The organism is Tepidanaerobacter sp. EBM-49 (assembly GCF_001896645.1).
Taxonomy (GTDB): Bacteria; Bacillota; Thermosediminibacteria; order Thermosediminibacterales; family Tepidanaerobacteraceae; genus Tepidanaerobacter; species Tepidanaerobacter syntrophicus.
Genome location: NZ_MPPE01000004.1, coordinates 40,541 through 66,238 on the forward strand (window position 1 = coordinate 40,541; position 25,698 = coordinate 66,238).

Here is a 25,698-nt window from a genome sequence, read left to right on the forward strand (position 1 = left end):
ATAATTAAAGAGGTGCGATCATGGAAAAATTTGCCTTTATAATACATCCTATCGAAGTATCTGACGTATTTAGAAAGTTGAAGTTCATGGAAAAGCTGCCGCCAAACATGGTGGAGGCTATAATGAAATACGTGCCGCCTTTTACAATTTCTCACATCACGGGAGTAAAAAGCCCATACAATGAAGCCGAGGGCTGGTTTGTTACATGCCCCCTGACAACACGACAAATGATTGAGCTTCCGGAAGACTTTGTAATTAAAAAAATTATAAAGGCAGGGAAACTGGCGGAGAAACTAGGAGCTAAAATAGTCGGCCTTGGCGCCTTTACATCAGTAGTGGGAGATGCCGGAATTACTATTGCCAAAAACTTAAACATACCTGTTACCACGGGCAATAGCTATACCGTTGCTACTGCCATAGAAGGCACAAAAAAAGCTGCTGAAATTATGGGTAAAGACATAAAAGAAGCTCAGGTGTTGGTTATTGGAGCTGCCGGGTCTATCGGAAAGGTATGTGCTCAAATTCTTGCAAGAGACTGCAAACATCTGACGCTTGTTGGAAGGCATACAGAAAAACTTCAGGATGTAGCTGATAAAATACTAAAAGATACAGGGAATTCTGTGAAAATAACATCAGATACAAGAAGCGCCGTAAGAAATGCAGATGTTATTGTGACGGTTACCAGCAGTCTTGATACGATAATTGAAGCAGAGGATTTAAAGCCCGGTGCGGTAGTATGCGATGTATCCCGGCCAAGGGATGTTTCAAAGGAAGTTGCCGAAAAACGCGATGATGTCCTTATAATAGAGGGTGGCGTGGTAGAAGTTCCCGGCGACGTAAATTTCAATTTTAATTTTGGTTTTCCGCCGAAAACTTCTTATGCCTGTATGGCTGAAACTATGATGCTGGCGTTAGAGGGCCGCTATGAGAGCTTTTCCTTGGGTAGAGATCTGACGGTAGAACAGGTAGAAGAGATAACAAGGATAGCCAACAAGCATGGATTTAAATTAGCCGGCTTTAGGAGTTTCGAACGGGAAGTAACGCAGGAGCAGATTGAAAACATTAAAAGGAACGCGAAGAAAAAACAAGAGCAGGCAAGCTGAAACCATAACCTCACCTGAAGTAACCGGGTGAGGTTATAATTTTAGTATATATCGGAACTTAATTTATTTTTGCTCTGTACTATGTTAAAATAACAATACAAGAGAATAAATTTTAGGGGGATAATGAATGGCAGAAAATAATAAGAGCAAAGATTTTATCATGGTTTTACTGGCGACAGTTGCCTTTGTTTCCACATATTACATAATGATGCCCGCTATCCCCGTATATATGCTAGAACTTGGCTTTGACAACTTGACGATAGGCACCACGATGGGTCTTTTTTCTATAAGTTCCATGCTTGCAAGACCCATTGGCGGCATTTGGATAAATACATACACAAGCAAAAAAGTTATGCTAATTTCTATAGCTTTATTTTTTCTTACACCACTGCTTTTAAAAACATTTCCTGCTTTAGCAGGTCTTTCATTGACGCTTTTAATTTACGGATTTACAGTAGGCGCATTTTCTGTGGCATCAGCAAATTTTACGGCTGATATATCATCCTCTGAAAATCTCGTAAGATTTATGGGTTTTAATTCAGTAGCCGTAATGATTGCAAAGGGCTTGGCTCCTGCCGCCGGAGTAAAACTTATTAATAACTATAATTTTAATGTTGCAGTTTACTCGACAGTTGCTGCTGCGGTATTTGCCCTGATTTTATTGACCTTCGTTTCGGATATAAAAGTAGATACAAAAAAAGAAGAAGATTCTAACTTCATAAGGGTGCTGCTTAACAAAAGCGTTTATCTGCCGACTATAGTGCTCTTTTGCGGTATGACCACATTTGGCGCAATTTCAGCAATGCTTCCTCTCTTTGCTGCTGCAAAAAATATTACGGGAACGGAATACTTTTTCGTAATAAATACTGCAGTAGTAGTTACGACAAGGCTGCTGGTAGGAAGGTGGAGCAATAAGTATCTTGAACAGATTATAGCCTTTGCTCTGCTCGACCTTACGGTATCACTTATTTTGATGAGTTTTGTAAATAGTTTTCAAGGATTAATCGTTGTTGCTATAATATACGGATTAGGTTTTGCACTGCTTTTCCCTTTTATGACATCGCTTTTAGTTCTTACAATTCGCGGTATATCAAGAAGCACGGCATTAGGCGCATTTACAGCGGCTTTTGATTTAGGGGTGGCCGCAGGTGTTACATTAGGCGGCTTTAGTGAATATATGGCATTTGAAAGATTGTATCTCTTTCTTGCGGCGATACCATTTATAGGCTATCTGATTTATCAATATATTTACAGACCTTATATAAGGCAGTTGGAATAATGATACTTATTTAAAATTTAAAGGAGGGTCTTGAAATGAGCGTTTTGTCAGGCTATTTAATGCCGCATCCCCCGATTATGGTAGAGGAAGTCGGTGGAAAAGAGGCCCAAAAAGTAATTTCTTCTATAAACGCTGCCAATACAGTAGGTAGGGAAATAGCAAAACTCTCTCCTGATACTATAGTTATAATATCCCCTCATGGTCCTATTTTCGCAGATGCCTTATGTATCTATGATTTTAATTTAAAAGGCAGTCTTGCATCCTTTGGCGCTCCTGAGGTAAAGATGAGTTTTGAACGCGACGCAGAGCTTGCAGATGAAGTGCGCGAAAGGGCGAACAGGCATGGCATTTCAACTGTTACAACCAGTGAAGTTGGGGTTTGGAAATACGGCTTCAAAGAGGAGCTGGATCATGGTGTAATTGTACCTATGTATTTTATTGCCAAATATTCTTCGAATTTTAAATTAATGCCTTTATCTTTCGGTATGCTTCCATATGAGGACCTTTACGAATTTGGAAAACTAATACAAGAATCTGCAAAAGCGCTAAATAAAAAAATAGTAGTAATAGCAAGCGGAGATCTTTCTCACAGGCTTACAAAAGATGCACCTGCAGGTTATGACCCATACGGAAAAGTGTTTGAAGACCAATTGGTAGATGCATTGAGAAAATTTGATTTAAAAGCTCTTCGATCTATTGACCCGGTGGTTATCGAAAGAGCCGGAGAATGCGGCTTAAGATCAATTTGGATTATGGCAGGCACTCTTGACGGCTGCAAAGTGGAGCCTGAAGTGCTTTCACATGAAGGGCCTTTTGGCGTAGGTTACTGTATAGCAAGATTTAAGGTTGCCGAACAAAAAGAAGATTCAAGCACGCCTGAAAAAGAAACAGAAGATCCTTATGTAAAACTTGCTCGCTACACCCTTGAAACCTATGTGAAAGAAGGCGTTATACCGCCGCTACCCGAAGATTTACCCGAAGAGATGCTCAAACAAAGGGCCGGGGTGTTTGTGTCGATAAAGAAGGGCGGACAACTTAGAGGATGTATAGGAACATTTTTACCCACCCGCAAGAACATCGCAGAAGAGATTCAAAGAAATGCTATAAGTGCAGGGTGCGAGGATCCACGATTTTACCCGGTAGAAAAAGATGAACTTCCTGAACTTGAATATTCCGTGGATGTTCTTACAGAGCCTGTGCCGGTGTACAGTATTGACGAACTTGATCCTAAGAAGTACGGTATTTTAGTAAGAAAAGGCTATAAATCCGGTCTGCTGTTGCCTGATTTAGAAGGTGTGGATACAGTAGAGCAGCAGCTTAGAATAGCCCTTGCGAAAGCCGGGATAAGACTTGATGAGGACTATCAGATATATAAATTTGAAGTGGAAAGGCATGAAGAAAAATAATTTAGGGTTGATTTTTGAAATATACTTGTTATAATTATACAATATAATGCATAATTATAAGATACTTAATAAGCCTGAGGTGAAAGTTTTGAAAGAGGATTTATATAAGACAATAGTGGTTAAAGTCGGAACTACAACACTGGTAAATGAAAATGGTAAACTAAATATCGTAGGAATTGAAAAGCTGGTCAGGGTAATCTCTGCTATAAAAAACAGCGGTAAAAATGTTGTTCTCGTTACATCGGGAGCGGTAGGGGCGGGAGCTGGCAGGCTTGGCATAAAAGGCAAAGGCGATATTAGAATTAAGCAGGCTTTAGCAGCTGTGGGGCAGGGCGTTTTAATGCAATTTTATGAGAAACTTTTTTTGGAATATGGCGTGAATGTGGCACAAGTATTGCTCACAAGAGAAGATTTGGAGACTGATATAAGAAGGCAAAATGCCTTAAATACATTGACTACACTTTTTGAATTTGAAGTCGTTCCTATAGTAAATGAAAACGACACAGTGGCAGTAGAAGAAATTGTCTATGGAGATAATGATACTTTGGCGGCAGTTGTGGCAAAACTAATTGGGGCAGATTTGCTTGTTATTCTTTCAGACGTGGACGGTCTTTATACTATGCCTCCCCATGAGCCGGGAGCTGAAAAGATTCCTTATGTAAAGGAAATAACGCCGGAAATCGAGGCTCTGGCAGAAGGGTCCTATTCAAATCTTGGAACCGGTGGTATGCAGAGCAAAATTAAGGCTGCAAAAATAGCTACGGAAGCGGGAATAGCAATGGCAATTATCAGCGGCGAAAGTCCTACGGATATTTACAACATCTTAGATGGCAGTACTGCCTGCGGCACTTTCTTTGAACCCAAAAAAGCCGGGGAATGCGCTAAAGAAGCATAATTTGATGGGGTGATTTTATTGGACAGCGTTTTGGATATTGCAAAAAAGGCAAAGGAAGCATCATATAAAATTGCATTAAGTTCTACCACGGTTAAAAACGATGCGTTAACTTATATGGCACAAGCACTTGAAGATATGAAAGATGATATAATTTCGGCGAATCAAGAAGATGTATCAAATGCGCGCAAAAACGGACTTAAGGAATCCCTTATCGAAAGGCTTACATTGACCGAACAGCGAATTTCCGGAATGATAGAAGGCCTTTTGACTCTACTGGATTTGCCTGATCCTGTAGGTGGTGGCACGATAATTAAAAGGCCTAACGGTCTTACTCTGCTAAAAGAAAAGGTGCCATTAGGTGTAATCGGCATAATATATGAATCAAGGCCAAACGTTACCTCAGATGCGGCTGGGCTATGTATAAAATCCGGAAATGCCGTTATTCTTCGCGGCGGATCTGAAGCAATAAATTCAAACAAAGTTATCGTAAAGGCACTTTGCAGCGGACTCAAAAGATCTGGTCTTCCAGAAAGCTGTATACAATTGATAGAAGATACCGATCGGGAAAGGATTCAAGAACTTTTTAAGATGAGAGATTATGTGGATGTCATAATTCCCCGGGGAGGCGGAGCTCTTATTAAAAATGTTGTAGAAAATTCTAAGATACCGGTTATAGAAACCGGAGAAGGCAATTGCCATATTTATGTGGATGAATTTGCCGATTTGCCGATGGCAGAAAAGATATTGATAAACGCTAAAACCAGCAGACCTTCAGTATGCAATGCTGCGGAAAAATTGCTTGTCCATGAAAAAATTGCTAAAGATTTTTTGCCTGATGCCCTTTTGAAATTACAAAAACTAGGAGTTGAAATTCGCGGCTGTGAAAGGACTAGGAAGATTTATCCTAATGCTATCCCGATTAAAGATGAAGACTGGCCTATGGAGTATCTTGACTTTATAATAGGTGTAAAAGTTGTAGACAGCATAGATGAAGCCATTGAGCATATTAACCGTTTTGGAACACGGCATTCCGAAGCCATTGTTACCAAAGATTATGAAAGAGCGAATAAATTTCTTGCAGGTGTGGATGCAGCGTGCGTCTATGTCAATGCCTCTACCCGATTTACTGATGGCGGAGAGTTTGGAATGGGGGCAGAAATAGGAATAAGCACTCAGAAGCTTCATGCAAGAGGTCCTATGGGACTTGAAGAGCTGACGACAACAAAATATCTCATATTAGGTAATGGTCAGATTAGAGAGTAAATAATTTAACCAACCTAAATATAATAACCAATAAAGCATCTATCTTTTCGGCTGATGCTTTATTTTTTTACAGGTTTGCTTTATATGTTATAAGCTTGCAATAATATAAGATTTCCTAGTATAATTGAAAAAGGAAGTAACGGAGGGAGGGTAAAGACGGTTTTGACAAGCAAAGCCAGTCTTGATGCAAATGAAAGAAGCCATGTATTATCGAAAAAATGTCGATGGCAGCGTCGAGTGCGTCCTTTGCCCACATAACTGTATAATATCTGAGGGACACACAGGAATTTGCAGAGTAAGAAGAAATATAGGAGGCATACTGTATTCTGAAAACTATGCACAAGTTTCATCGTGGGGAATGGATCCTGTAGAGAAAAAGCCATTATATCATTTTTACCCTGGAAATGTGATATTTTCAGTAGGAAGCATAGGGTGCAACTTTAAATGTAAATTTTGCCAAAATTGGCAAATCGCTCAATCTACAGATGTTCCAACTCAAGAAGTAAATCCAGAAGATTTAGTTGCTATAGCTAAAGGACAGCGGAAAAATATCGGTATAGCCTATACCTATAACGAACCTACTATATGGTATGAATATGTGTTGGAATGCGCAAAACTTGCTCACGAGGAAGGCCTTAAAAATGTCTTGGTAACGAATGGCTTTATCGAAAAAGAACCGCTAAATCAAATCCTCCCATTTGTAGATGCCATGAACATAGACTTAAAAGCATTTCATGAAGATTTTTATAAGAAACTTTCATCAGGACGTCTTGCGCCTGTAATGGAAACAATAGAAATTTCTCAGAAAAAATGCCATGTTGAATTAACAACACTTATAATTCCCGGTATGAATGATAGCGCCGAAGAAATAGAAGCCCTTGCAAAGTGGGTTTCTTCTCTCAGAAAAGATATACCTATTCACTTTACTCGCTATTTTCCGTGCTACAAATTGGATATCCCGGCTACACCTTTTGAGACAATAAAGAAAGCTAGAGAAATAGCATTAAAATATTTGGATTATGTTTACACTGGCAATATGACAGATGAAACAGGCAGCAATACTTACTGCCCTTCATGCGGGAAAATGGTTATTCAAAGGACAGGCTACTTTGTGCAAATAGAAATGGAAGATAGCAAGTGTCCAAATTGCGGCAGAGATATTCTGGTAATAAGATAAAAATGTATGAAGCTTTAATAATGAAAAAAACGCGCCAGGAGAGGAGAAATTACTATAGACCAGAAACCGGCAAACAATATAATAGATTTATTTAGAATGCTCGACGGCAATGCTAGGACCTGTGTGATGTTCGAACCTATGTGGGGCATTCCTTATGTACTCTATAATTTTTATTTAAGCCTTTATATGAAAAGTCAGGGCATAACAGATAAACAAATAGGATTTCTGATATCGCTAGGGTTTATAACGGCAATAATATTTTCTCTTTTGGCAGGGCCCATAACCGATACATTGGGGAGGCGAAAAACTACATTTGTTTTTGACGTTATAGCATGGCCCCTTGCTGCGCTGATTTATGCTTTTGCAAGCAATTTTTGGATGTTTGCTCTGGGAATTATGATAAATAGTGCTCAGCGAGTTACAGCTGTCTCTTACAACTTAATGGTGATAGAAGACTCCAGTAATGAACAGCGCTTTGCTGCCTTTAATCTGATAAATATAATAAATATATCAGCAGGTATTTTAACACCGATTGCAGGAATTGCAGTAAAGATGTATGGTATAGTAAAGGCAGAAAGATTCTTTTTGATATTGGCAGTAGTTAGTATGACAGTAATGATGGCGCTTAGGTATTATTTTCATACCGAAACTTCCACAGGCAAGGTTATATTAGAAGAAAGATCTAAGCACAAAAAGAAAGCCGGCTACAATAAAAACATATACAAAGAAGTAATTGCTGAGCTTAAATACAAACCCTTAATCCTAATGATAATGAGTGTATTAATACTTTTTAATATGTATACCACAATCGGCACCCACCTTAGCCTTTATTTTGCTCCCTATATGTCAGAAGTTCTCAAAATAGAAAAATCTATGATATCACTGCTGGGAGTTGCAAATTCTGCTACTATGATTGCAACATTGGTTTTTATTAATCCGATTTTAAGCGGAAAAAACACTATAACCAATATGGTGACAGGATTGATTTTACAAGCATGTGGCCTCTTTATGCTAATTACAATTCCAACAAATAATCTTGTAATTACAATACTAGCTGTAATGGTCTTTGCCGCAGGCTTTGGTATATTCAGGCCATTTGCTGATGCTATGCTGGCAGAAGTTACAGAAGGCAATACCAGAGCTACAATTTATTCACTGCTGAATACCGGAATTTCCATTTTAAGTGCAACAATGGGACTTATTTCAGGTTACATCTATGATTTGAATCCACGGCTAATATACATAATTTCAATTTGCATTTTATTTATCTGTATGCTAGTTTTGCTTTCAATGAAAAAATCATTTAGCACCCAAAACAGTGATGGAGAGGCTTTGTAAAAACTCTTGTGCAAAATTAGAGCGTGTGCTATAATACTAAAGGTACTCTAAATTTGAGGCGAACCAACTTTATCTTATAAATTTATTCAAAGAGGTGAAAGGCATGAAGAAAGGCATACATCCTAAATATGTGAGAGCTACAGTCAAATGCGCCTGTGGAAATACATTTGAAACGGGATCGACAAAAGAGGAACTCCGCGTTGAAATATGCTCAAAGTGTCATCCTTTCTTTTCAGGCAAGCAGAAGCTGGTTGATACCGGAGGCCGTGTGGAAAGATTCAAGAAGAGGTACGGCTTACAAGAAGCAAAAGACGAGGAGTAGGTCAAGAAGGTTGGAGGTTGTCTCTAACCTTTTTTCTTAATCCCTTAAGCATTGCCAATAGGAGGAAAAAATGAAGGAAGTTAAACCTGCCATAGGAGGCCAAGCGGTAATTGAAGGCGTAATGATGCGCGGTCCCAAAAGCACAGCTATTGCTGTGAGAAAAGACAATGGTGAAATTGTCTTAAAAAAAGACGAAAACCACTCGATTTCTGAGCGCTATAAATTTCTTAAATTGCCTATATTAAGAGGAGTAGTTTCTCTAATTGAGATGATGATAATAGGAATTCAAACCCTGTCATATTCTGCTACAATGGCAGGCTATGAAGAGGAAGAAACCCTTACCACTAAGGACATAGCTATTGCGCTGGCTTCTGCGGTCGTATTTGCAGTTGTTTTGTTTATAATTTTACCAACTGTTGCTGTCAAATTTATAAGCGCAAATATAAACACACCATTTTTGCTTAGTCTTGCTGAGGGATTTTTGCGAATAGCAATTTTTGTAGCATATGTAGCAGTTATTTCTCTTATGAAAGATATTCGCAGGGTTTTTGAATACCACGGAGCAGAACACAAGGTCGTTCACTGTTATGAACATGGCGAAGATCTGACTCCGGAAAATGCTAAGAAATATTCTACTGTTCACCCCAGGTGCGGCACTAGTTTTATAATGATAGTAATGATAGTAAGCATACTTCTTTTTTCTATATTGGGATGGCCGGGGATAATAGCAAGAATTGTTTCGAGAATTTTGCTTCTGCCTGTAGTTGCAGGGATTTCATATGAACTTATTCAACTTGCAGGAAGAAGCAGCAGTCCGTTTTTAAAAATATTAAATACTCCGGGTATGTGGCTTCAGAAACTTACAACGAGAGAACCTGATGATTCTCAATTGGAAGTTGCGATAGCGGCGTTGAAGGCTGTAATAGATTAATTCTGTTCAAACCGCAGGAAGGTGATTTTTTATGATAGAGAAATTAGAAACAATTGAAAAGAAATATGATGAACTTACACAAAAAATATCCGATCCCCAGATAATAGCCCGTCAGGATGAATGGATAAAGCTTGCGAAGGAACACGCTTCATTAGAAGATACTGTAGCGTGTTTTAAAGAGTATAAAAAGGTTGCAAAAGAATTAGCAGAAAATTATGAACTTTTGAAGGAAAATAATGACCCTGAGATGGAACAGCTCATCAAAAGTGAAATAGAAATATTAGAAAAGAAAAAAGCTCAGCTGGAAGAAGAATTGCGAATAATGCTGCTTCCAAAAGATCCTAACGATGAAAGAAATGTCATAATGGAAATACGTGCAGGCACCGGAGGCGAAGAAGCGGCACTTTTTGCAGGTGATTTGTTTCGAATGTACAGCCGGTATGCCGAGAAAAAGGGATGGAAAGTCGAAATTATCGAATCAAATCCTACAGAGCTTGGAGGATTTAAAGAAATAATTTTTGAAATAAACGGTAAAGGTGCATACAGCCGATTAAAGTATGAATCAGGAGTTCATAGAGTGCAGAGAGTTCCAACAACAGAAGCAGGAGGCAGAATTCATACGTCGGCTGCGACTGTTGCAGTATTGCCTGAAGCTCAAGAAGTAGATGTAGAGATAAATCCGGATGATCTTCGCATAGATATATATAGAGCCTCCGGCCACGGCGGACAAGGCGTAAATACTACCGACTCGGCTGTAAGAATAACTCATATACCCACAGGCATAGTTGTTACCTGCCAAGATGAGCGCTCGCAGCTCAAGAATAAAGAAAAGGCAATGAAGGTACTCAGAGCTCGATTATTGGAAAAAATGCAAGAAGAACAGGATCGGGAAATAGCACAGAGCCGCAGGAGTCAAATCGGTTCAGGCGACCGCAGTGAGCGCATACGCACATATAATTTTCCCCAGGGAAGGGTAACGGATCATCGCATAAATCTCACAACACACCAACTTGCAAGCATATTAGAAGGCGAGCTTGACGAGATAATCGATGCCTTAATTGCTGAAGACCAAGCAAAAAAACTGGCCAGAGCCCAATAAAAAGAGGGAAGCTTTGTGAAAGTCAGAGAAGCTTTGACAGAAGGTACTAATATATTAGCCGCAAAGGAAATAGAAAATCCTGCTCTAGATTCGCAGATTATATTAGGATATGTGCTTAAAAAAGACAGGGTATATCTGCTTACACATGATGATATTATGCTCAGCAGCGAGCAAGCAGATGCTTTTAATAAATTATTAAAACTGCGATGCCGCCACATTCCGATTGCATATATCATAGGAGAAAAAGAATTCTACGGAATTAAATTACATGTGAAACCCGGGGTTCTGATTCCGCGTCCCGAAACTGAATTTGCAGTTGAAGAAACTTTAAATGCTATTTTGGATATAAAAAAACCTAAAGTTGCTGATATATGCTGCGGCAGTGGTGCAATTTCGGTAGCTATTGCAGCAAACAACCAAAATGTAAAAATATATGCGTCGGACATATCGGATATTTCCTGCGAAATTACTAGAATCAATGTAAATTCCTATAATTTACAAGATCGGATATTTGTATTCAAAGGGGATTTATTAGAGCCCTTCAAAGAAAATAACATAAGAGATTTCGATGTAATTGTTTCAAACCCCCCTTATATTCCTAAAAGTGAACTGGCAAATCTGCCGCCGGATGTAAAAAACGAACCTGAATCAGCCCTAAACGGTGGCTTAGATGGCCTAATGTTCTATAGAAAAATAGCTTTCGAGGCTCCGAGATTTTTAAAGCCTCAAGGGAAAATTATTTTTGAAATTGGTTGGAATCAAGCAGAAGCAGTAAGAAAAATTTTACTGGCAAATGGCTTTACGGCAATTTCAGTTGTAAAAGATTACGCAGGTTTTGACAGGGTAATTTCAGGAAGCTTAAATTACTAAATCAAAGAAGGTTTTTAGTTGAATACACAGATTGTTTCTGTAGATAAAGATAAACCGGAAAAAGAAATAATCAAACAAGCGGCAAAGATAATTAAAGCCGGCGGTCTAGTGGCATTCCCAACTGAGACGGTTTACGGATTAGGCGGCAATGCACTGGATGCAGAAGTTGCAAAAAAGATATATGCAGCAAAAGGAAGGCCTCAAGACAATCCTTTAATTGTTCATATTTATTCTCTGATACAATTGGAAGAATTGGTAAAAGAAATACCAGCAAAAGCACATGCGCTAATGGAAAAGTTCTGGCCGGGGCCACTTACAATTATATTTTATAAAAAGGATATTGTACCTTACAGCACTACAGGCGGTTTGGATACCGTAGCGATTCGAATGCCTGCACACCCGGTAGCTTTAGAGCTTATTAAAGAATCCGGAGTCCCGATAGCGGCACCGAGTGCCAATATTTCCGGAAAACCAAGCCCCACATGTGCTCAGGATGTAGCAGAAGATCTTTCGGGAAAAATCGACATGATATTAGACGGCGGGCCGGCAGAAGTGGGAGTGGAGTCTACAGTACTGGACATTTCTGAAGAGATACCTATAATTTTAAGACCCGGCGGAGTTACAAAAGAAGAACTGGAAAAAGTCTTGGGAAAAGTAGAAATAGACCCGGGCCTTGCGCCTGGCGAAAAGCCTCGATCACCCGGACAAAAATACCGACACTATGCCCCGAAAGCCCAAGTTACTGTTTTTGAAGGGACAGTAGAAAATCAGGTGAAAGCTATTTGCGCTTTAGCGGCAGAACTTGAAAGCCGTGGTCTCGAAGTTGGAATTATGGCAACAGCTCAGACAAGGCATTTTTATACAAAAGGATACGTTATTTCAGTAGGCGACAGGACGGCGCCTCTTACCATTTCGTCAAATCTTTTTTCTATTTTAAGAAAATTTGACAGGCTTGGCGTAGATAAAATCCTCGCAGAAAGCATACCGAAAACAGGTATAGGCCTTGCGGTGATGAATAGATTATATAAGGCCGCCGGATATAATATTGTAGAAGTGTAGGAGGGTCTTTCTTGAAGAAAATAGTTTTTGTATGCACTGGAAATACCTGCCGCAGCAGCATGGCAGAAGCCCTATTTAAGAAAATGTTAGATGACAAGGGTAAATCTAAGGAATTTAAAGTTTCATCCTGCGGCACCCACGCCATTTTCGGTCTGCCTGCTTCTGAAAATGCAATACAAGTTATGAAGGATGAAGGGATAGATTTAAGCGGCCATAGGTCGCGTCCCCTTACAGAAGATATCCTTACAGCAGATCTTGTTTTAACAATGACCCTCTCTCAAAAAGAATATATACTCAGCATATTTCCCGAAATGCGCGGCAGGGTTTTTACCCTTAGCGAATATGCAGGTGACGGCAGAGAAATTCCGGATCCTATTGGCATGGATGCCAATTTTTATAGGATGGTTGCAAGGGAAATTAAAGCAAAATTACAAAAAATAATAACCAAGCTTTAGACAGTGGACAATAATCACAAATTAAGTATATAATTAACAAAAGTATTTTTTAATTAAAGGGGTGGTAATAAATTGACTATAGCTATAGCCAGTGATCATGGCGGTTACAAGCTAAAGAACGAAATTATAAGCTACTTTGATAAAAATAAGATTTCTTACAAAGATTTGGGGTGCTTTTCTGAAGAGCCGGTAGACTATCCGGACATAGCCATCAAATGTGCTGAGGCTGTTGCTGGGGGAGAATTTGAAAAAGGCATTATAATCTGCGGTACCGGCATAGGTGTATCAATTACTGCAAATAAAGTTAAAGGAATTCGTGCGGCACTGTGCCACGATACTTTTTCTGCCAGGATGTCAAGAGAGCATAATAATGCTAACGTTCTAACAATGGGCGGTAGGGTTATTGGGCCCGGCCTTGCGATAGATATTGTAAAAGAGTGGCTTGCAGCAGAGTTTGCAGGAGATCGGCATCAACGTAGGGTTGAAAAAATAATGGAATATGAAAATTCAAAATAAGTCTTTGAAGATAGGCCTTTAACTTTTCAAACAATACAAGAAGAGGTGTTCAAAGTGGATATACTTAAACTCGTAGATCCGGAAATAGCTGATGCCATTGAAAAAGAAACATATAGACAGCAGCATAAACTGGAAATGATTGCATCAGAAAATTTTACAAGCAAGGCAGTTATGGAAGCCCAAGGTTCTGTTCTGACTAATAAGTATGCAGAAGGCTACCCGGGAAAACGCTATTACGGCGGCTGTGAATATGTAGATATTGTAGAAAATATCGCGCGAGAGCGAGCGAAAAAGCTCTTTTCGGCAGAACATGCAAATGTTCAGCCTCATTCAGGCTCCCAAGCAAATATGGGCGTCTATTTTGCGTATCTTAATTATGGAGATAAAGTTCTTGGTATGAACTTAGCTCATGGCGGTCATCTTACTCATGGAAGTCCTGCAAGCATTTCGGGGAAATATTATAATTTTATACCTTATGGAGTTTCTAAAGAAACCGGATATATTGACTATGATAATATGGAAGCATTGGCCCATGAACACAAACCCAAGATGATAGTGGCAGGCGCCAGCGCATATCCAAGAATTATTGACTTTGAAAGAATTGTGCAGATTGCAAAAGATGTAGGGGCATATGTTATGGTGGATATGGCCCATATAGCAGGTCTTGTGGCAGCCGGTCTTCATCCGAACCCTGTTCCCATATGTGATTTTGTAACGACAACAACACATAAGACGCTTAGAGGTCCAAGAGGCGGCATTATATTTTGCAAACAAGAATATGCCAAAGCCATAGACAAAGCAATTTTTCCCGGAATTCAGGGCGGACCTTTAATGCATGTAATTGCAGCGAAAGCGGTTTGCCTAAAAGAAGCTTCAACTGACGAATTTGTAGAATACCAGAAACAAGTAGTAAAAAATGCTAAAACATTAGCCGGCGCCCTTTCGGATAAAGGCTATAATCTTGTTTCAGGCGGCACCGATAACCATCTAATATTGATAGATTTAAGAAATAAAAATCTTACCGGAAAAGAAGCAGAGCACCTTTTAGAAGAAGTAGGCATTACCGTAAATAAAAATGCCGTTCCCTTTGACACCGAAAGTCCTAATGTCACAAGTGGTATAAGGGTCGGAACACCTGCCCTTACCTCTAGAGGTATGAAGGAAGCGGAAATGGAAAAAATTGCCGAATTAATGGACGAAGCCTTAACTAAAGGACAGGATGAACTTGTCAAAATAAAAATATCAAAAGCAGTGGCTGCTCTTTGCGAACAATTTCCGCTCTATGCGAAATAAAAACTAGGAGGTTGCCTTAATGGAAAATGTTTTTGTATTAGATCATCCCCTGATTCAGCATAAATTAGCTTTAATTAGGGATGAAAACACCGGCGCCAAGGAATTTCGCGAGCTGGTAGAAGAAGTGGCTGTTCTCATGGCTTATGAGGCAACCAGAAATATGCCGTTAGAGGAATCTGAGGTAAAAACCCCTATAGGACCTGCAAAGGTTAGAATGCTTTCGGGTAAAAAATTGGGTATTATACCAATTCTTCGAGCAGGCCTTGGCATGGTAGATGGCTTGCTTAAATTAATCCCTACAGCGAAAGTTGGCCATATTGGTCTATATAGAGATCCCGAAACACTCCTTCCGGTCGAATATTACTGCAAACTTCCCTCTGACGTAAGCGAAAGAGAACTTATAATACTAGATCCAATGTTGGCTACAGGAGGATCTGCCGCCAAAGCGGTAGAAATTCTCAAAGAAAAGGGAGCAACCAATATAAAACTCATGTGCTTGATTGCAGCTCCCGAAGGAATACATGGGGTTCATAAAGATCACCCAGATGTTCAGATATATACTGCTGCCATTGATGAAAAACTAAATTCCCATGGCTATATCGTGCCGGGTCTTGGCGATGCCGGCGACAGGCTGTTTGGAACGAAATAAAGATAAATCTTGAGGCTGTCCTATTTAGGACGGCCTTTTTAAACTTTATACACCAGATATGTGCATTTTATAAATAAAAATTTTTTCCAGAATTAAATATTATGAAAGAAACTATTTACAAAATGATTTTTCTATGATATATTTTATTTAAACAATTTAAAAAAACGGGCGGGAGATAAAAGTGATACTTGAAAAATTTAAAGGTGTTTTCCCTGCTTTATATGCTTGTTATGATGATACAGGGGAAATATCAAGAGAAAGAACAATGAGTTTATGCAATTACCTTTATGAAAAAGGTGTAAAAGGCCTTTACGTAGGCGGAAGTTCAGGAGAGTGTATATATCAAAACCTAGAAGAAAGAAAAGCTACGTTAAAGTATGCATCCGAAGCAGTAAAAGGCAAGCTTACACTTATTGCACATGTAGGCGCGCCTTCTACAAGAGAAAGCAAGATACTTGCAAGATATGCTGCAGAATTAGGATACGATGGATTATCGGCAATTCCGCCAATATATTTTAAGTTGCCTGAAAGTTCTATATACAACTACTGGACGGAAATAATAGATTCGACAGACCTGCCATTTTTTATCTACAATATACCACAGACTACAGGATACAGTCTTTCATTAGATTTGTTCAAAAAGATGCTTGCGAATAAAAAGGTTAAAGGAGTAAAAAATTCTTCTATGCCGGTGCTTGACATTGAAAGATTCAAAAGAGCCGGAGGCGATGACATCATAGTATTTAACGGTCCTGACGAGCAGTATGTAGCAGGAAGATTAATGGGTGCTGATGGGGGAATAGGGGGCACCTATGGGGTAATGCCGGAACTATTCCTTAAAGCAGAAGAGTTTGTGACATCCGGCAGTTTTAAAAATGCCAGGGCGATCCAAGGCGATATTAATGACATTATTATAGCATTAACCTCGTTTAACGGGTCAATGTATTCTGTGATAAAAGAAATTTTAAAGCTAAAAGGGATGAACCTCGGCAGTGTCAGAGCGCCGCTTGAAGGTGTATCAGGAGAAGATTTAAATAAAGTAAAAGATATAAAGGAACTTATTGATTCCACAATTTTGAAATGGAAGAAAGTAAAATGAAAAGGATAGTATGCTTTGGAGATTCAAATACTTGGGGCTATAATGCCGTTACCATGGAAAGATTTTCGGAGGACATCAGGTGGCCATGCCTTCTAGGGAAACTTCTTGGAGATGAATTTCAGGTAATCGAGGAGGGGCTTTGCGGTAGAACAAGTGTGGCCGATGACCCCTTATTTGAAGGTTTAAATGGCTATACATATATTTATCCCTGTTTGATGAGCCATGCGCCGTTGGAACTTGTAATAATTATGCTCGGTACTAATGATAGCAAAGAAAGGTTTAATTTGACATCTTATAATATAGCACAGGGTATAACAAGACTGGCTCTTAAAGCTAGTAGCGTTCCGGCAGGCAAGGGTGGCGGTTTTCCAAAGGTTTTGGTAGTTGCGCCACCTCCAATAGGCAGCGAATATTTTAACACGGAAATAGGAAAATCCATGGGGGCAAACTGCGATATTAAATCTTATGAACTTTCGCACCACCTGGAAGAACTTTTACAGCCTGAGGAGATAGAGTTTTTAGACACAAAAGGGATAGTTTCCATGAACAAGGTGGACTATATGCACTTTGATGAAAAAGGCCATAAAGTATTAGCAAATATAGTTTGTAAAAAGGTCTTAGAAATGTTATAGGATTTTTGACAGGAGGTGGAGGAAAGCCTGCGAAAAAAGTGAAATATTGTTATAAATAAAAAACCGTCACCCTGTTTATACTCAATATGTCATCCTGAGCGATAGCGAAGGATTTGTTAAATGAACTATATTATTAATTTCAGGAGGGATTGTGTTTATGTTAAGGAAACGTTTAGTGGCTCTATTGATGGTATCAATACTTATGCTTACAGTGGTTGCGGGCTGCGGTCAGAAAACCGAAAACAAGCCTGAGGCTGAAGGGGCAAAAGGCACAGGTAAAGAGAAAGTTGAGATATCACTTTGGCTTACACCTCAATGGAAAGGCGTTTTTGATGCTAGCGAAGAAGGTGCTGACTATGACAGCTTCTTCAAGTATGCTGCAAAGAGATTTTCCGAGGAATATGAAGATTATGATGTAACAGTAGATGTACAGGTGATTGCAGGAGACCAGCGCGATGAACTGTTAAATGTTAACTTAAATGGCGGAACACCACCGGATATTTTCTACGAAAGTGTATTTGCAATGGGAGATTATGCACATAGGGGTGCATTGGTTCCCTTAAACGATATTGTAGATGATACTGCCAAAAAAGACATAGCCCAAAATTTCTGGGATGTTGTAACATTTGGTGATGATATTTATTTCTATCCATTCTCCCACATGCCGGGCACATTAGTTTATAATGCCGATATGTTTAGAGCCGCAGGATTGGATGAGTATATAGGCGGGGAAAATGAAATTAAAACGTGGTCATTGGAAGAATTTGAAAAGATTTTAAACACATTGAAGACAAACCTTCCAAAGGATAAATATCCAAACGCTTATCCGATGGCTCTATTTGCCTTAAATAATCAAGGAGACACTTGGAATCTTGCTTACCTGAGGATGTTTGGAAATAAGTTCTTTGATGAAAACGGAAACATAATATTAAATGATGAAAAAGGAGTTAAAGCTGCACAGTGGCTTAAAAAAATTTATGATGCAGGCTTGACAAATCCGGGAGCAGAATCAGTTTCTTCAAATGATTGCAATGCCATGTTCCAAAATCAGCAGCTTGCAATCAGTTTTACAAATTCAGTTTTGTTCAATAATCTAAAAGCTGATATGGAAAGCGGCAAGGTAGCTAAATTCGATGCAAGGCTTGCTAATATTCCTTCAGAGAGCGGAGAGCCGCTGACCTTTACCTATGTAACAGGCAGCTGCGTATTTAATACCAATGATGAAACTAGAGTAAAAGTAAGCAAAGATTTCGTAAAGTTCTTCTCAACAGATCCGGAACTTGTAAAAGCCTCGAAAAATGGTGTTCCGGTAAGAACATCTGTAGTTGAAGAATTTAAATCCGAAAAACCGCTATTTGAAGCATATGATAAAAATTCTAAGTATCTGTTTAACTTTACGGGAAATGTGCCTGGTTATAGTGAGTTAAGACAGGTGTTGTATCCTGAACTGCAGGCATTATATACCGGTGAAAAGACACCGGAACAAGTCGTCAAAGATTACCAAACAAAGGGCAATGAAGTGATACAAAACGCAAAAAAGAATTCTGTAATTTATAATAAGTAGCATCTTTGTTAAAAAAGAAGGTTTGTCTTAAGCCCAAAAAGGGCTTAAGACAAACCATAGAGAGGTAAAAGTATTGATGAAAATCAATGAAAAATCTTTAAAACAAAACCTTACAGGATATTTGTTCATAATGCCGCAGCTTTTGCTTTTCTTAATATTTATGGTGTATCCTATATTCGAAGGAATAAGGCTAAGCTTGTATAAAATCGATTATAAAACGGAAACCTTCGTTGGATTACAAAATTATATTACACTGTTTAAAGATCCCGTATTTACTCAAGCGACAATAAATACTATTATTTTTGTTGTATGCATAGTTGCTCTGACGGTGGTTTTTGCACTATTTGTAGCATCTGCTGTTTTTGATAAAGATGCCAGATATGTATCTTTTATACGAGGATCTTATTATATTCCGGTAATGGTTTCGATGGTAGTTATGAGCATGATCTGGAGCTTTCTGCTTAATCCGGCTAATGGACTTATACCTTATTTGGCAAGACAAGCAGGATTGCCGGTGGTAAATTTTTTAGGCAACAGGGCTTTGGTGAAACCGGTAATAATATTTATAACTTTTACAACTAACGTGGGACAGGCAATAATTTTATATATAGCCGCCATGATTGGTGTGCCCAAAGAAATTTTTGAAGCTGCGGAAGTGGATGGAGCAAATAGACTTGAAGTCATATTCAAAATACTTATTCCATTGGTAAGACCTACCACTATCTATATAACAATAATCAATATTATTGCGGTTTTGAAGATATTTGTAGTTATCCAACTGCTAACCGGCGGCGGACCTAACAATGCTTCTACGACTTTGATGTACTACCTATACAATAATGCCTTTAAATACAACCGCCTGGGAATTGCTTCGGCTGTGGGCGTAATCATGTTTATAATCACACTAATTCTGTCGGTGCCGCAATTAAAAGCCATGCTTAGGGGGCAGGAGCAATGAAGAAGAAAATTAAAAGAGAGCCTGTCGATATAGCAGCTAACATAATAGTTACCTTTTTTGCCATACTAAATCTATTTCCTCTCTACTGGCTTTTTACAAGTTCACTAAAGAATAGTGCAGATGTTGTAAAAATGCCGCCTGACTGGATTCCGAAGTCGCCTACTTTTTCAAATTATATAGATGTATTTCAGAACCAGCCTGCTTTAAGATGGGCATTTAACAGCATAGTTGTTTCACTTGTTGCGACGATAGGAGTAATTATAGTAAGTTCCCTAGCTGCTTATGCATTTTCAAAACTTGAATTTAAAGGCAAAAATATAATCTTTCTAATGCTTATTTCCAGTTTGATGATACCTAAAGAAGTTATGATAGTTCCCCTCTACAGGATTATACAAAATTTTAATATGGCAAACAAACTCAGTGGAATGATATGGCCTAATGTAGCTACTGCTTTCGGTGTATTTATGTTAAAAGGGTTTTTTGATACTATTCATAATTCATTAAGAGAAGCAGCTATAATTGACGGTGCCAGTGAATTTCAGATTTTTTACAAGATAATGCTTCCGGTTGTAAAACCCGGCATTGGAGCACTGTTTATTCTAAACTTTGTTCAGGTATGGAATGATTATCTATGGCAGTTAGTAGTTGGTCAGGAAAAGAGTGCTAAGACTTTAATGGTTGGTATAGCCACACTAATGCAGGATCTAAATCCCAACTTTGCTTATAAGATGGCGGGAGCTACTGTAGCTGCAATTCCTATGCTGCTTATGTTTATCTTTTTTCAACAGTATTTTACAAGGGGCATTACAATCGGTTCAGTAAAAGAATAGTTTTAAATAATCTTAGCATATGGAGACATAAAGATGACAGATAAAAAGGACAAGATATTTAAGCAAATAAAAAACAAACTTATCGTATCTTGCCAGGCACTGCCCGATGAACCGCTTCACAGTTCCTTTATAATGGGTAAGATGGCTTATGCGGCATATTTAGGCGGAGCCGGTGGGATAAGAGCCAACAGCATTGAAGATATAAGGGAGATAAAAAAGAACGTAAAACTTCCAATAATTGGTATAATAAAAAAAGTTTATGAAGGCTCAGAGGTATTTATCACACCTACCGAAAATGAAGTCGAATTGCTGTACAATGAAGGCGTTGACATTATCGCAACAGACGCTACCAAGAGAATAAGGCCGGACGGCACTACAATCAGTGAAATGTTTCCGAGGCTTAGAGAAAAATATCCCGATCAAATATTTATGGCAGACTGTTCAACATACGAAGAGGCAAAAGAGGCTTATGAATTGGGATTTGACTGCCTTGGCACTACCTTATGCGGATATACAGAATATACAAGGGATAGAAAACTGCCGGATTTGGAACTGATAGGAAGGCTTACTAAAGATTTCGACATTCCTGTTATAGCCGAAGGGGGTATATGGGCTCCTGAAGATATAAAAAAAGTATTTAGCTTAGGCGTCCATGCAGCCGTCGTTGGCAGCGCAATAACAAGACCTATGGAAATAACCAAGAGGTTTGTAAATGCAATCGTTGAAGTAGTGGATTCTGGCACGTGCGTTAAATAGATGGATTTTATAAAGGATGATTATTAATGAAGATACTTGCTGCGGATATTGGAGGAACATCCATAAAGCTTGGTATATCTGATGAAAAAGGTAATCTGGACGTTTTCAAGGAATATCCATCTGAAGCTAAAAAAGGCGGAAAGTTTCTTGTAGAAAAGCTGATAAGCATAATAAGCGAATATAAGGAATTCGAAGCTATCGGTATCAGCACCGCGGGACAGGTGGATTGTGAAAAAGGCTCGATTATATATGCCAATGAAAATATACCAAATTATACAGGAACAAAGTTGAAGGAAATTTTAGAAAGCAGGTTTTGCGTGCCGGTAAAAGTAGAAAATGATGTTAATGCAGCAGCACTTGGCGAGAAATATTTTGGAGCAGGCAGAGGGTTTAGTGATTTTCTTTGCCTAACATATGGCACAGGTATTGGCGGGGCAATTATCATCGACTCCAGGCTTTACAAAGGTCATAATGGGATTGCAGCTGAGTTTGGCCATATTATAACACATCCCCTGGGCAAAAAATGCAGCTGCGGCAGTTTGGGCTGTTATGAGGCTTACGCTTCTACCAGAGCTTTAGTAGAAAAGGCCGAAAAACTGCTTAAAACCCCCTTGGACGGAAAAAAGATTTTTGATAGAATGAAACAAGGTGATACCCAAATGCAGGATATCGTAAATGAATGGGCCTTTGAGATAGCACTAGGACTTACGTCCTTAATCCATATATTTAATCCGGCAGCCGTTATCTTGGGTGGAGGGGTCATGGAACAGGATGTTCTTGTAAATATGATTTCTTATAAAGTAAATGGGATGATTATGGAAAGCTTTAGGGACGTTAAAATTATCAAAGCATCTCTCGGAAATAAAGCCGGAATCCTCGGAGCAGTATCTCTTTATTTAAAAGAGGCGGCAGAAAGAAGTGATGCATCATAAAATCAGATATATTTTCACAAATTCGGTCAAGATATAACTTATTTACTAATACTGAAAAGAAAATTGCCGATTATATCCTTGAACATGCAAATGACGTGATTTACATGTCAATTACCGACTTAGCCGATGCGTGCGGCGTGGCAGACTCGAGTATATTTAGATTCTGTAAGACTTTAGATTTTAAGGGCTATCAAGAGTTTAAAATAGCACTGGCTCACAGCATTTCACCTGATGACGAGGGAACTTTCCATCTGACAAGTCAAATCACCATGGAAGATACCATAAAAGAAATATCTTCAAAGCTGCTTGCAACAAATATCAGCGCCTTAAATGAAACCTATAATCTGGTAAAAGAGGAAGATGTCAAAAAAGCAGTTGACTTCCTTATAAATGCCAACAGGATTCACTTTTTTGGCGTTGGAGCCTCCCTTATAACAGCTTTAGAAGCTAAAAACAAGTTTATGAGAATAACAAATAAAACCGAATGCTCTATAGATGCGCACTTGCAAATTATGTCAGCAGCTCTGATGGAGGAAAATGATGCGGCAGTTTTAATTTCCTATTCAGGTTCGACTAAGGATACAATAGAGATTGCAAAGCTTGCAAAGGAAAGAGGCGCCAAAACTATTTGCATTACCAGATTTGCTAAATCACCTCTTACTGCATATTCTGATGTTATTCTTCTGTGCGGTGTAAACGAAGGTCCCCTTCAAAGCGCCAGCTTGTCTGCAAAAATTTCACAGCTTTTCTTGCTGGATATCCTCTATGCCGAGTACTTTAAAAGAACTCGCAAAGAATCCATAGCAAATAAAGAAAACACATCTAAGGCAGTTGTCGAAAAGCTGCTTTAAAAATGAAATCGGTCCTGCAACTTTAAAAAAATAAGCAGGGCTTTTTTGTATTGCAAGATAGTGTAAAATATTTCTAGGGTTTTTGCAGGAAAAATTCATTCGAACGCAGAATAAAGGCCTTACCATCCTTGCATAATGTTTAATAGAAAATATAGTAATTCATGCTATAATGGTCATAGACAGGAGCAAGGGTGATGAATATGGCGGAAAAGAAAATTAATGCCGGAGGCGCAGGAAACGATGGACAAAATACAAAAGGACCTGCGAGCCGAAAATATACAAATCCGGGTAGACGAAAGGTTTGACAAAAGACCTAAGGTTACTTGACACTATCTCTATTTCAAAATTAAATTGAATTTCCATGGTAACATATGGTAATATATTAACTATGGGCAGATATAAATAATTGATCTTATAAGTTCTACACGGGGAGGGGACCGAAATGTTTTTTGAAAATACAAATAAAATTCTAGATGCCATCATCGAAGGAAAATCAGTTTCTACCAATGATCCTAGAGTTGCAAATGCCGCAGAAAAAATTAATAAGCTTAAGACCATTAAAGAAGACGCGAGAAATATGCTGCTTAAAACAATCTCGCTAAGTTCTTCGCTGGGAAGTATAGAAGTAAATATTAAGTTTCTTATGGATGAAATAGAATCTGTTATGAATGAACTTAACCTACAGTCAGAAAATAATGCGGCTTTTGTCCAAGAGACAACCGCATCAATGGAAGAAATAGATAATGCCGTTGATGATAACGTAAAGATGATGGATCAAATCTTAAATAACATTGCGCAAATTGTTGAAAATAATGACAAGAATATGGAAAGCGTAAACTTGATGGGGCAAGTATGCGAAAAAGTTACTGAAAGCAATAATGCAGTAAACGAGACGCTGACAAAGCTTTTAAATAATTTAAATGAAATAGGAAATATTATTGCTGTAATAGAGCAAATTGCAGATCAGACAAATTTACTTGCGCTAAACGCTCGGATAGAGGCGGCACGGGCAGGTGAAGCCGGCAGAGGATTTGCAGTTGTGTCGGAAGAAATAAGAAAACTTGCAGATAATACCAAACAAAGTCTTGATGAATTTAAAGGCTTTACTCAAGAAATTCAGAAAGACTCGGCAAGAAGCTTGGAAAGTATGAAAACGACAAATGAGGTAATGAGGCAGATTCCGATAGTTACAAAAACCATTAAAGATACAGTGGAGGGCAACTTCAGCGCAATAGACAATATAAAGAAAGAGATGGAGGGATTTGCAGCGTCCTTTGAACAAATTAGCGCCGCAGTAAATGAAATAACTACTGCCATGAATAGCCTATCACAAAAGACAGAAGAAATCACAAGCATAATATACAGGCTCGACGGCGATATTAAAAATCTGGATTCCATAAAGCACAGTATAAACGAAATTGATAATTCATTTATAGAACAAAATAAGAAATACTATCAAAGATTCATGGAAAGCGACAATGAAATTACAGCCCAGGAGCTTGTAGAAATTTTACAAAATGCCATCAAACAGCATGACTTATGGATGCAGACGTTGGAGGAAGCAATAAACTCCAATAAGTTAATGCCTCTTCAAACTGACGGCGATAAGTGCTCCTTTGGCCACTTCTACAATGCTATAGTAATAAATGATAATGACATAAAGGACTTATGGCGAAATGTTGACGAATATCATCACAAGTTGCACCAAGCAGGGCAGAGCGCACTTATGGCAATAAAAAACAAAGAAATAGAAGAGGCAAAGAAATATTACCAAATTGCTAAGGAGAATTCTCAAAAAGTCCATCAGATGATAGATAAAATGATCAGCAATTTAAAAAATAAGACATCAGCTTAAATTCCTCGATTTTGGAAGGCGATTATTTATGCGAAAAGATTGGGATACATATTTTTTAGAAATAGCATTTAAAGTAAGAGAAAGGTCAACATGTCCCAGACTTCAAGTAGGTGCTGTTGTAGTAAAAGATAATAGAATCAAGGGAACCGGATACAATGGAAGCCCTTCCGGCCTTGTTCATTGTGATGATGCGGGTTGTATGATGAGAGGCAACCATTGTGTGCGCACTATCCATGCCGAAGTAAACGCTCTCCTAGAATGCTCTCCCGAGGAACGTAAGGATGCCACGCTTTACGTAACTGCACGCCCTTGCGCCGAATGTTCAAAACTAATTATAAACTCAGGCATAAAGCGAGTAGTATATGCTATGGAATATCCTCCGGATTATGATTGGTTCAAGGACGCTCCGTGGATAGAGTTGGTTTACATGCCTATTACTCAAGGCGAGTCTTAGCAAAACATCTGCCGATAGTGTAAAATATTTCTAGGTTTTTTGCAGGAAAAATTCATTCGGACGTAGAAAAAAGACCTCACCATCCTTTCCACAGGATGAGTATAAACTCATA

At 38.7% G+C, this 25,698-nt stretch carries 26 protein-coding genes; all 26 read left to right on the forward strand.

Translation table 11 applies throughout. The features are described from left to right. Positions 1 to 20 precede the first annotated feature (20 nt). Positions 21 to 1,103 carry a saccharopine dehydrogenase NADP-binding domain-containing protein gene (locus BUE08_RS00480; protein ID WP_059031050.1) on the forward strand — a complete coding sequence of 361 codons (1,083 nt, stop codon included), beginning with the start codon at positions 21 to 23 and terminating at the stop codon, positions 1,101 to 1,103. 127 nt (positions 1,104 to 1,230) lie between these two features. Next, a complete protein-coding gene (locus tag BUE08_RS00485; RefSeq protein WP_286680101.1) occupies positions 1,231 to 2,382 on the forward strand; it encodes an MFS transporter in 1,152 nt (383 codons plus the stop codon). Positions 2,383 to 2,417: 35 nt separating this feature from the next. Next, positions 2,418 to 3,788, forward strand: coding sequence for an AmmeMemoRadiSam system protein A (gene amrA, locus BUE08_RS00490; RefSeq protein ID WP_213950603.1), 1,371 nt, complete (start codon positions 2,418 to 2,420; stop codon positions 3,786 to 3,788). An 88-nt stretch (positions 3,789 to 3,876) separates the two neighbouring features. Further along, positions 3,877 to 4,683 (forward strand): glutamate 5-kinase, encoded by an 807-nt coding sequence (gene proB / locus BUE08_RS00495; RefSeq protein ID WP_213997548.1) that lies wholly within the window; start codon positions 3,877 to 3,879, stop codon positions 4,681 to 4,683. A gap of 18 nt (positions 4,684 to 4,701) precedes the next feature. After that, positions 4,702 to 5,946, forward strand: coding sequence for a glutamate-5-semialdehyde dehydrogenase (locus BUE08_RS00500; RefSeq protein WP_213950605.1), 1,245 nt, complete (start codon positions 4,702 to 4,704; stop codon positions 5,944 to 5,946). A gap of 190 nt (positions 5,947 to 6,136) precedes the next feature. Continuing rightward, positions 6,137 to 7,123: an AmmeMemoRadiSam system radical SAM enzyme gene (gene amrS / locus BUE08_RS00505; RefSeq protein WP_213950752.1), complete on the forward strand. Its 987-nt coding sequence runs from the start codon at positions 6,137 to 6,139 to the stop codon at positions 7,121 to 7,123. A 126-nt stretch (positions 7,124 to 7,249) separates the two neighbouring features. Continuing rightward, on the forward strand, positions 7,250 to 8,461 hold the full coding sequence (locus BUE08_RS00510; RefSeq protein WP_059031061.1) for an MFS transporter: 1,212 nt from the start codon (positions 7,250 to 7,252) through the stop codon (positions 8,459 to 8,461). 103 nt (positions 8,462 to 8,564) lie between these two features. Further along, on the forward strand, positions 8,565 to 8,783 hold the full coding sequence (gene rpmE / locus BUE08_RS00515) for a 50S ribosomal protein L31 (protein WP_059031063.1): 219 nt from the start codon (positions 8,565 to 8,567) through the stop codon (positions 8,781 to 8,783). 70 nt (positions 8,784 to 8,853) lie between these two features. Then, a complete protein-coding gene (locus BUE08_RS00520; protein WP_213950606.1) occupies positions 8,854 to 9,714 on the forward strand; it encodes a DUF1385 domain-containing protein in 861 nt (286 codons plus the stop codon). A 31-nt stretch (positions 9,715 to 9,745) separates the two neighbouring features. Beyond that, positions 9,746 to 10,813, forward strand: coding sequence for a peptide chain release factor 1 (gene prfA / locus BUE08_RS00525; RefSeq protein ID WP_059031067.1), 1,068 nt, complete (start codon positions 9,746 to 9,748; stop codon positions 10,811 to 10,813). 15 nt (positions 10,814 to 10,828) lie between these two features. Further along, the gene (gene prmC / locus BUE08_RS00530; RefSeq protein ID WP_213950607.1) at positions 10,829 to 11,683 is read left to right on the forward strand and encodes a peptide chain release factor N(5)-glutamine methyltransferase; all 855 of its coding nucleotides are present in this window, start codon (positions 10,829 to 10,831) and stop codon (positions 11,681 to 11,683) included. 18 nt (positions 11,684 to 11,701) lie between these two features. After that, entirely contained in the window at positions 11,702 to 12,742 is a 1,041-nt protein-coding gene (locus BUE08_RS00535; protein ID WP_273702372.1) for an L-threonylcarbamoyladenylate synthase, read from the forward strand. An 11-nt stretch (positions 12,743 to 12,753) separates the two neighbouring features. Then, positions 12,754 to 13,197 carry a low molecular weight protein arginine phosphatase gene (locus BUE08_RS00540; RefSeq protein WP_286680102.1) on the forward strand — a complete coding sequence of 148 codons (444 nt, stop codon included), beginning with the start codon at positions 12,754 to 12,756 and terminating at the stop codon, positions 13,195 to 13,197. A gap of 72 nt (positions 13,198 to 13,269) precedes the next feature. Next, positions 13,270 to 13,713: a ribose 5-phosphate isomerase B gene (gene rpiB, locus BUE08_RS00545; protein ID WP_273039460.1), complete on the forward strand. Its 444-nt coding sequence runs from the start codon at positions 13,270 to 13,272 to the stop codon at positions 13,711 to 13,713. A 54-nt stretch (positions 13,714 to 13,767) separates the two neighbouring features. After that, a complete protein-coding gene (gene glyA, locus BUE08_RS00550) occupies positions 13,768 to 15,006 on the forward strand; it encodes a serine hydroxymethyltransferase (RefSeq protein ID WP_059031078.1) in 1,239 nt (412 codons plus the stop codon). A gap of 19 nt (positions 15,007 to 15,025) precedes the next feature. Further along, positions 15,026 to 15,655, forward strand: a complete 630-nt coding sequence (gene upp, locus BUE08_RS00555; protein WP_213950609.1) for a uracil phosphoribosyltransferase — start codon at positions 15,026 to 15,028, stop codon at positions 15,653 to 15,655. 181 nt (positions 15,656 to 15,836) lie between these two features. Continuing rightward, on the forward strand, positions 15,837 to 16,754 hold the full coding sequence (locus tag BUE08_RS00560; RefSeq protein ID WP_213950610.1) for a dihydrodipicolinate synthase family protein: 918 nt from the start codon (positions 15,837 to 15,839) through the stop codon (positions 16,752 to 16,754). Then, positions 16,751 to 17,386, forward strand: a complete 636-nt coding sequence (locus BUE08_RS00565; RefSeq protein WP_213950611.1) for an SGNH/GDSL hydrolase family protein — start codon at positions 16,751 to 16,753, stop codon at positions 17,384 to 17,386. The genes BUE08_RS00560 and BUE08_RS00565 overlap by 4 nt, the downstream gene beginning before the upstream one ends. A gap of 157 nt (positions 17,387 to 17,543) precedes the next feature. Next, on the forward strand, positions 17,544 to 18,950 hold the full coding sequence (locus BUE08_RS00570; RefSeq protein WP_213950612.1) for an ABC transporter substrate-binding protein: 1,407 nt from the start codon (positions 17,544 to 17,546) through the stop codon (positions 18,948 to 18,950). Between the two features lie 76 nt (positions 18,951 to 19,026). After that, positions 19,027 to 19,908 carry a carbohydrate ABC transporter permease gene (locus BUE08_RS00575; protein ID WP_059031086.1) on the forward strand — a complete coding sequence of 294 codons (882 nt, stop codon included), beginning with the start codon at positions 19,027 to 19,029 and terminating at the stop codon, positions 19,906 to 19,908. Then, positions 19,905 to 20,738, forward strand: coding sequence for a carbohydrate ABC transporter permease (locus BUE08_RS00580; RefSeq protein ID WP_059031088.1), 834 nt, complete (start codon positions 19,905 to 19,907; stop codon positions 20,736 to 20,738). Before BUE08_RS00575 ends, BUE08_RS00580 begins: the two co-directional genes overlap by 4 nt. 33 nt (positions 20,739 to 20,771) lie before the next feature. Continuing rightward, positions 20,772 to 21,494, forward strand: a complete 723-nt coding sequence (locus BUE08_RS00585) for an N-acetylmannosamine-6-phosphate 2-epimerase (RefSeq protein WP_281743702.1) — start codon at positions 20,772 to 20,774, stop codon at positions 21,492 to 21,494. A gap of 26 nt (positions 21,495 to 21,520) precedes the next feature. Continuing rightward, positions 21,521 to 22,426, forward strand: coding sequence for an ROK family protein (locus BUE08_RS00590; protein WP_281743703.1), 906 nt, complete (start codon positions 21,521 to 21,523; stop codon positions 22,424 to 22,426). Then, complete coding sequence (locus tag BUE08_RS00595; protein WP_353682062.1) at positions 22,420 to 23,277, forward strand: MurR/RpiR family transcriptional regulator; 858 nt, start codon at positions 22,420 to 22,422, stop codon at positions 23,275 to 23,277. The genes BUE08_RS00590 and BUE08_RS00595 overlap by 7 nt, the downstream gene beginning before the upstream one ends. Positions 23,278 to 23,719: 442 nt before the next feature. Further along, complete coding sequence (locus tag BUE08_RS00600; protein WP_281743704.1) at positions 23,720 to 25,132, forward strand: methyl-accepting chemotaxis protein; 1,413 nt, start codon at positions 23,720 to 23,722, stop codon at positions 25,130 to 25,132. A 28-nt stretch (positions 25,133 to 25,160) separates the two neighbouring features. Continuing rightward, entirely contained in the window at positions 25,161 to 25,586 is a 426-nt protein-coding gene (locus tag BUE08_RS00605) for a deoxycytidylate deaminase (protein WP_059031098.1), read from the forward strand. Positions 25,587 to 25,698 lie beyond the last annotated feature (112 nt).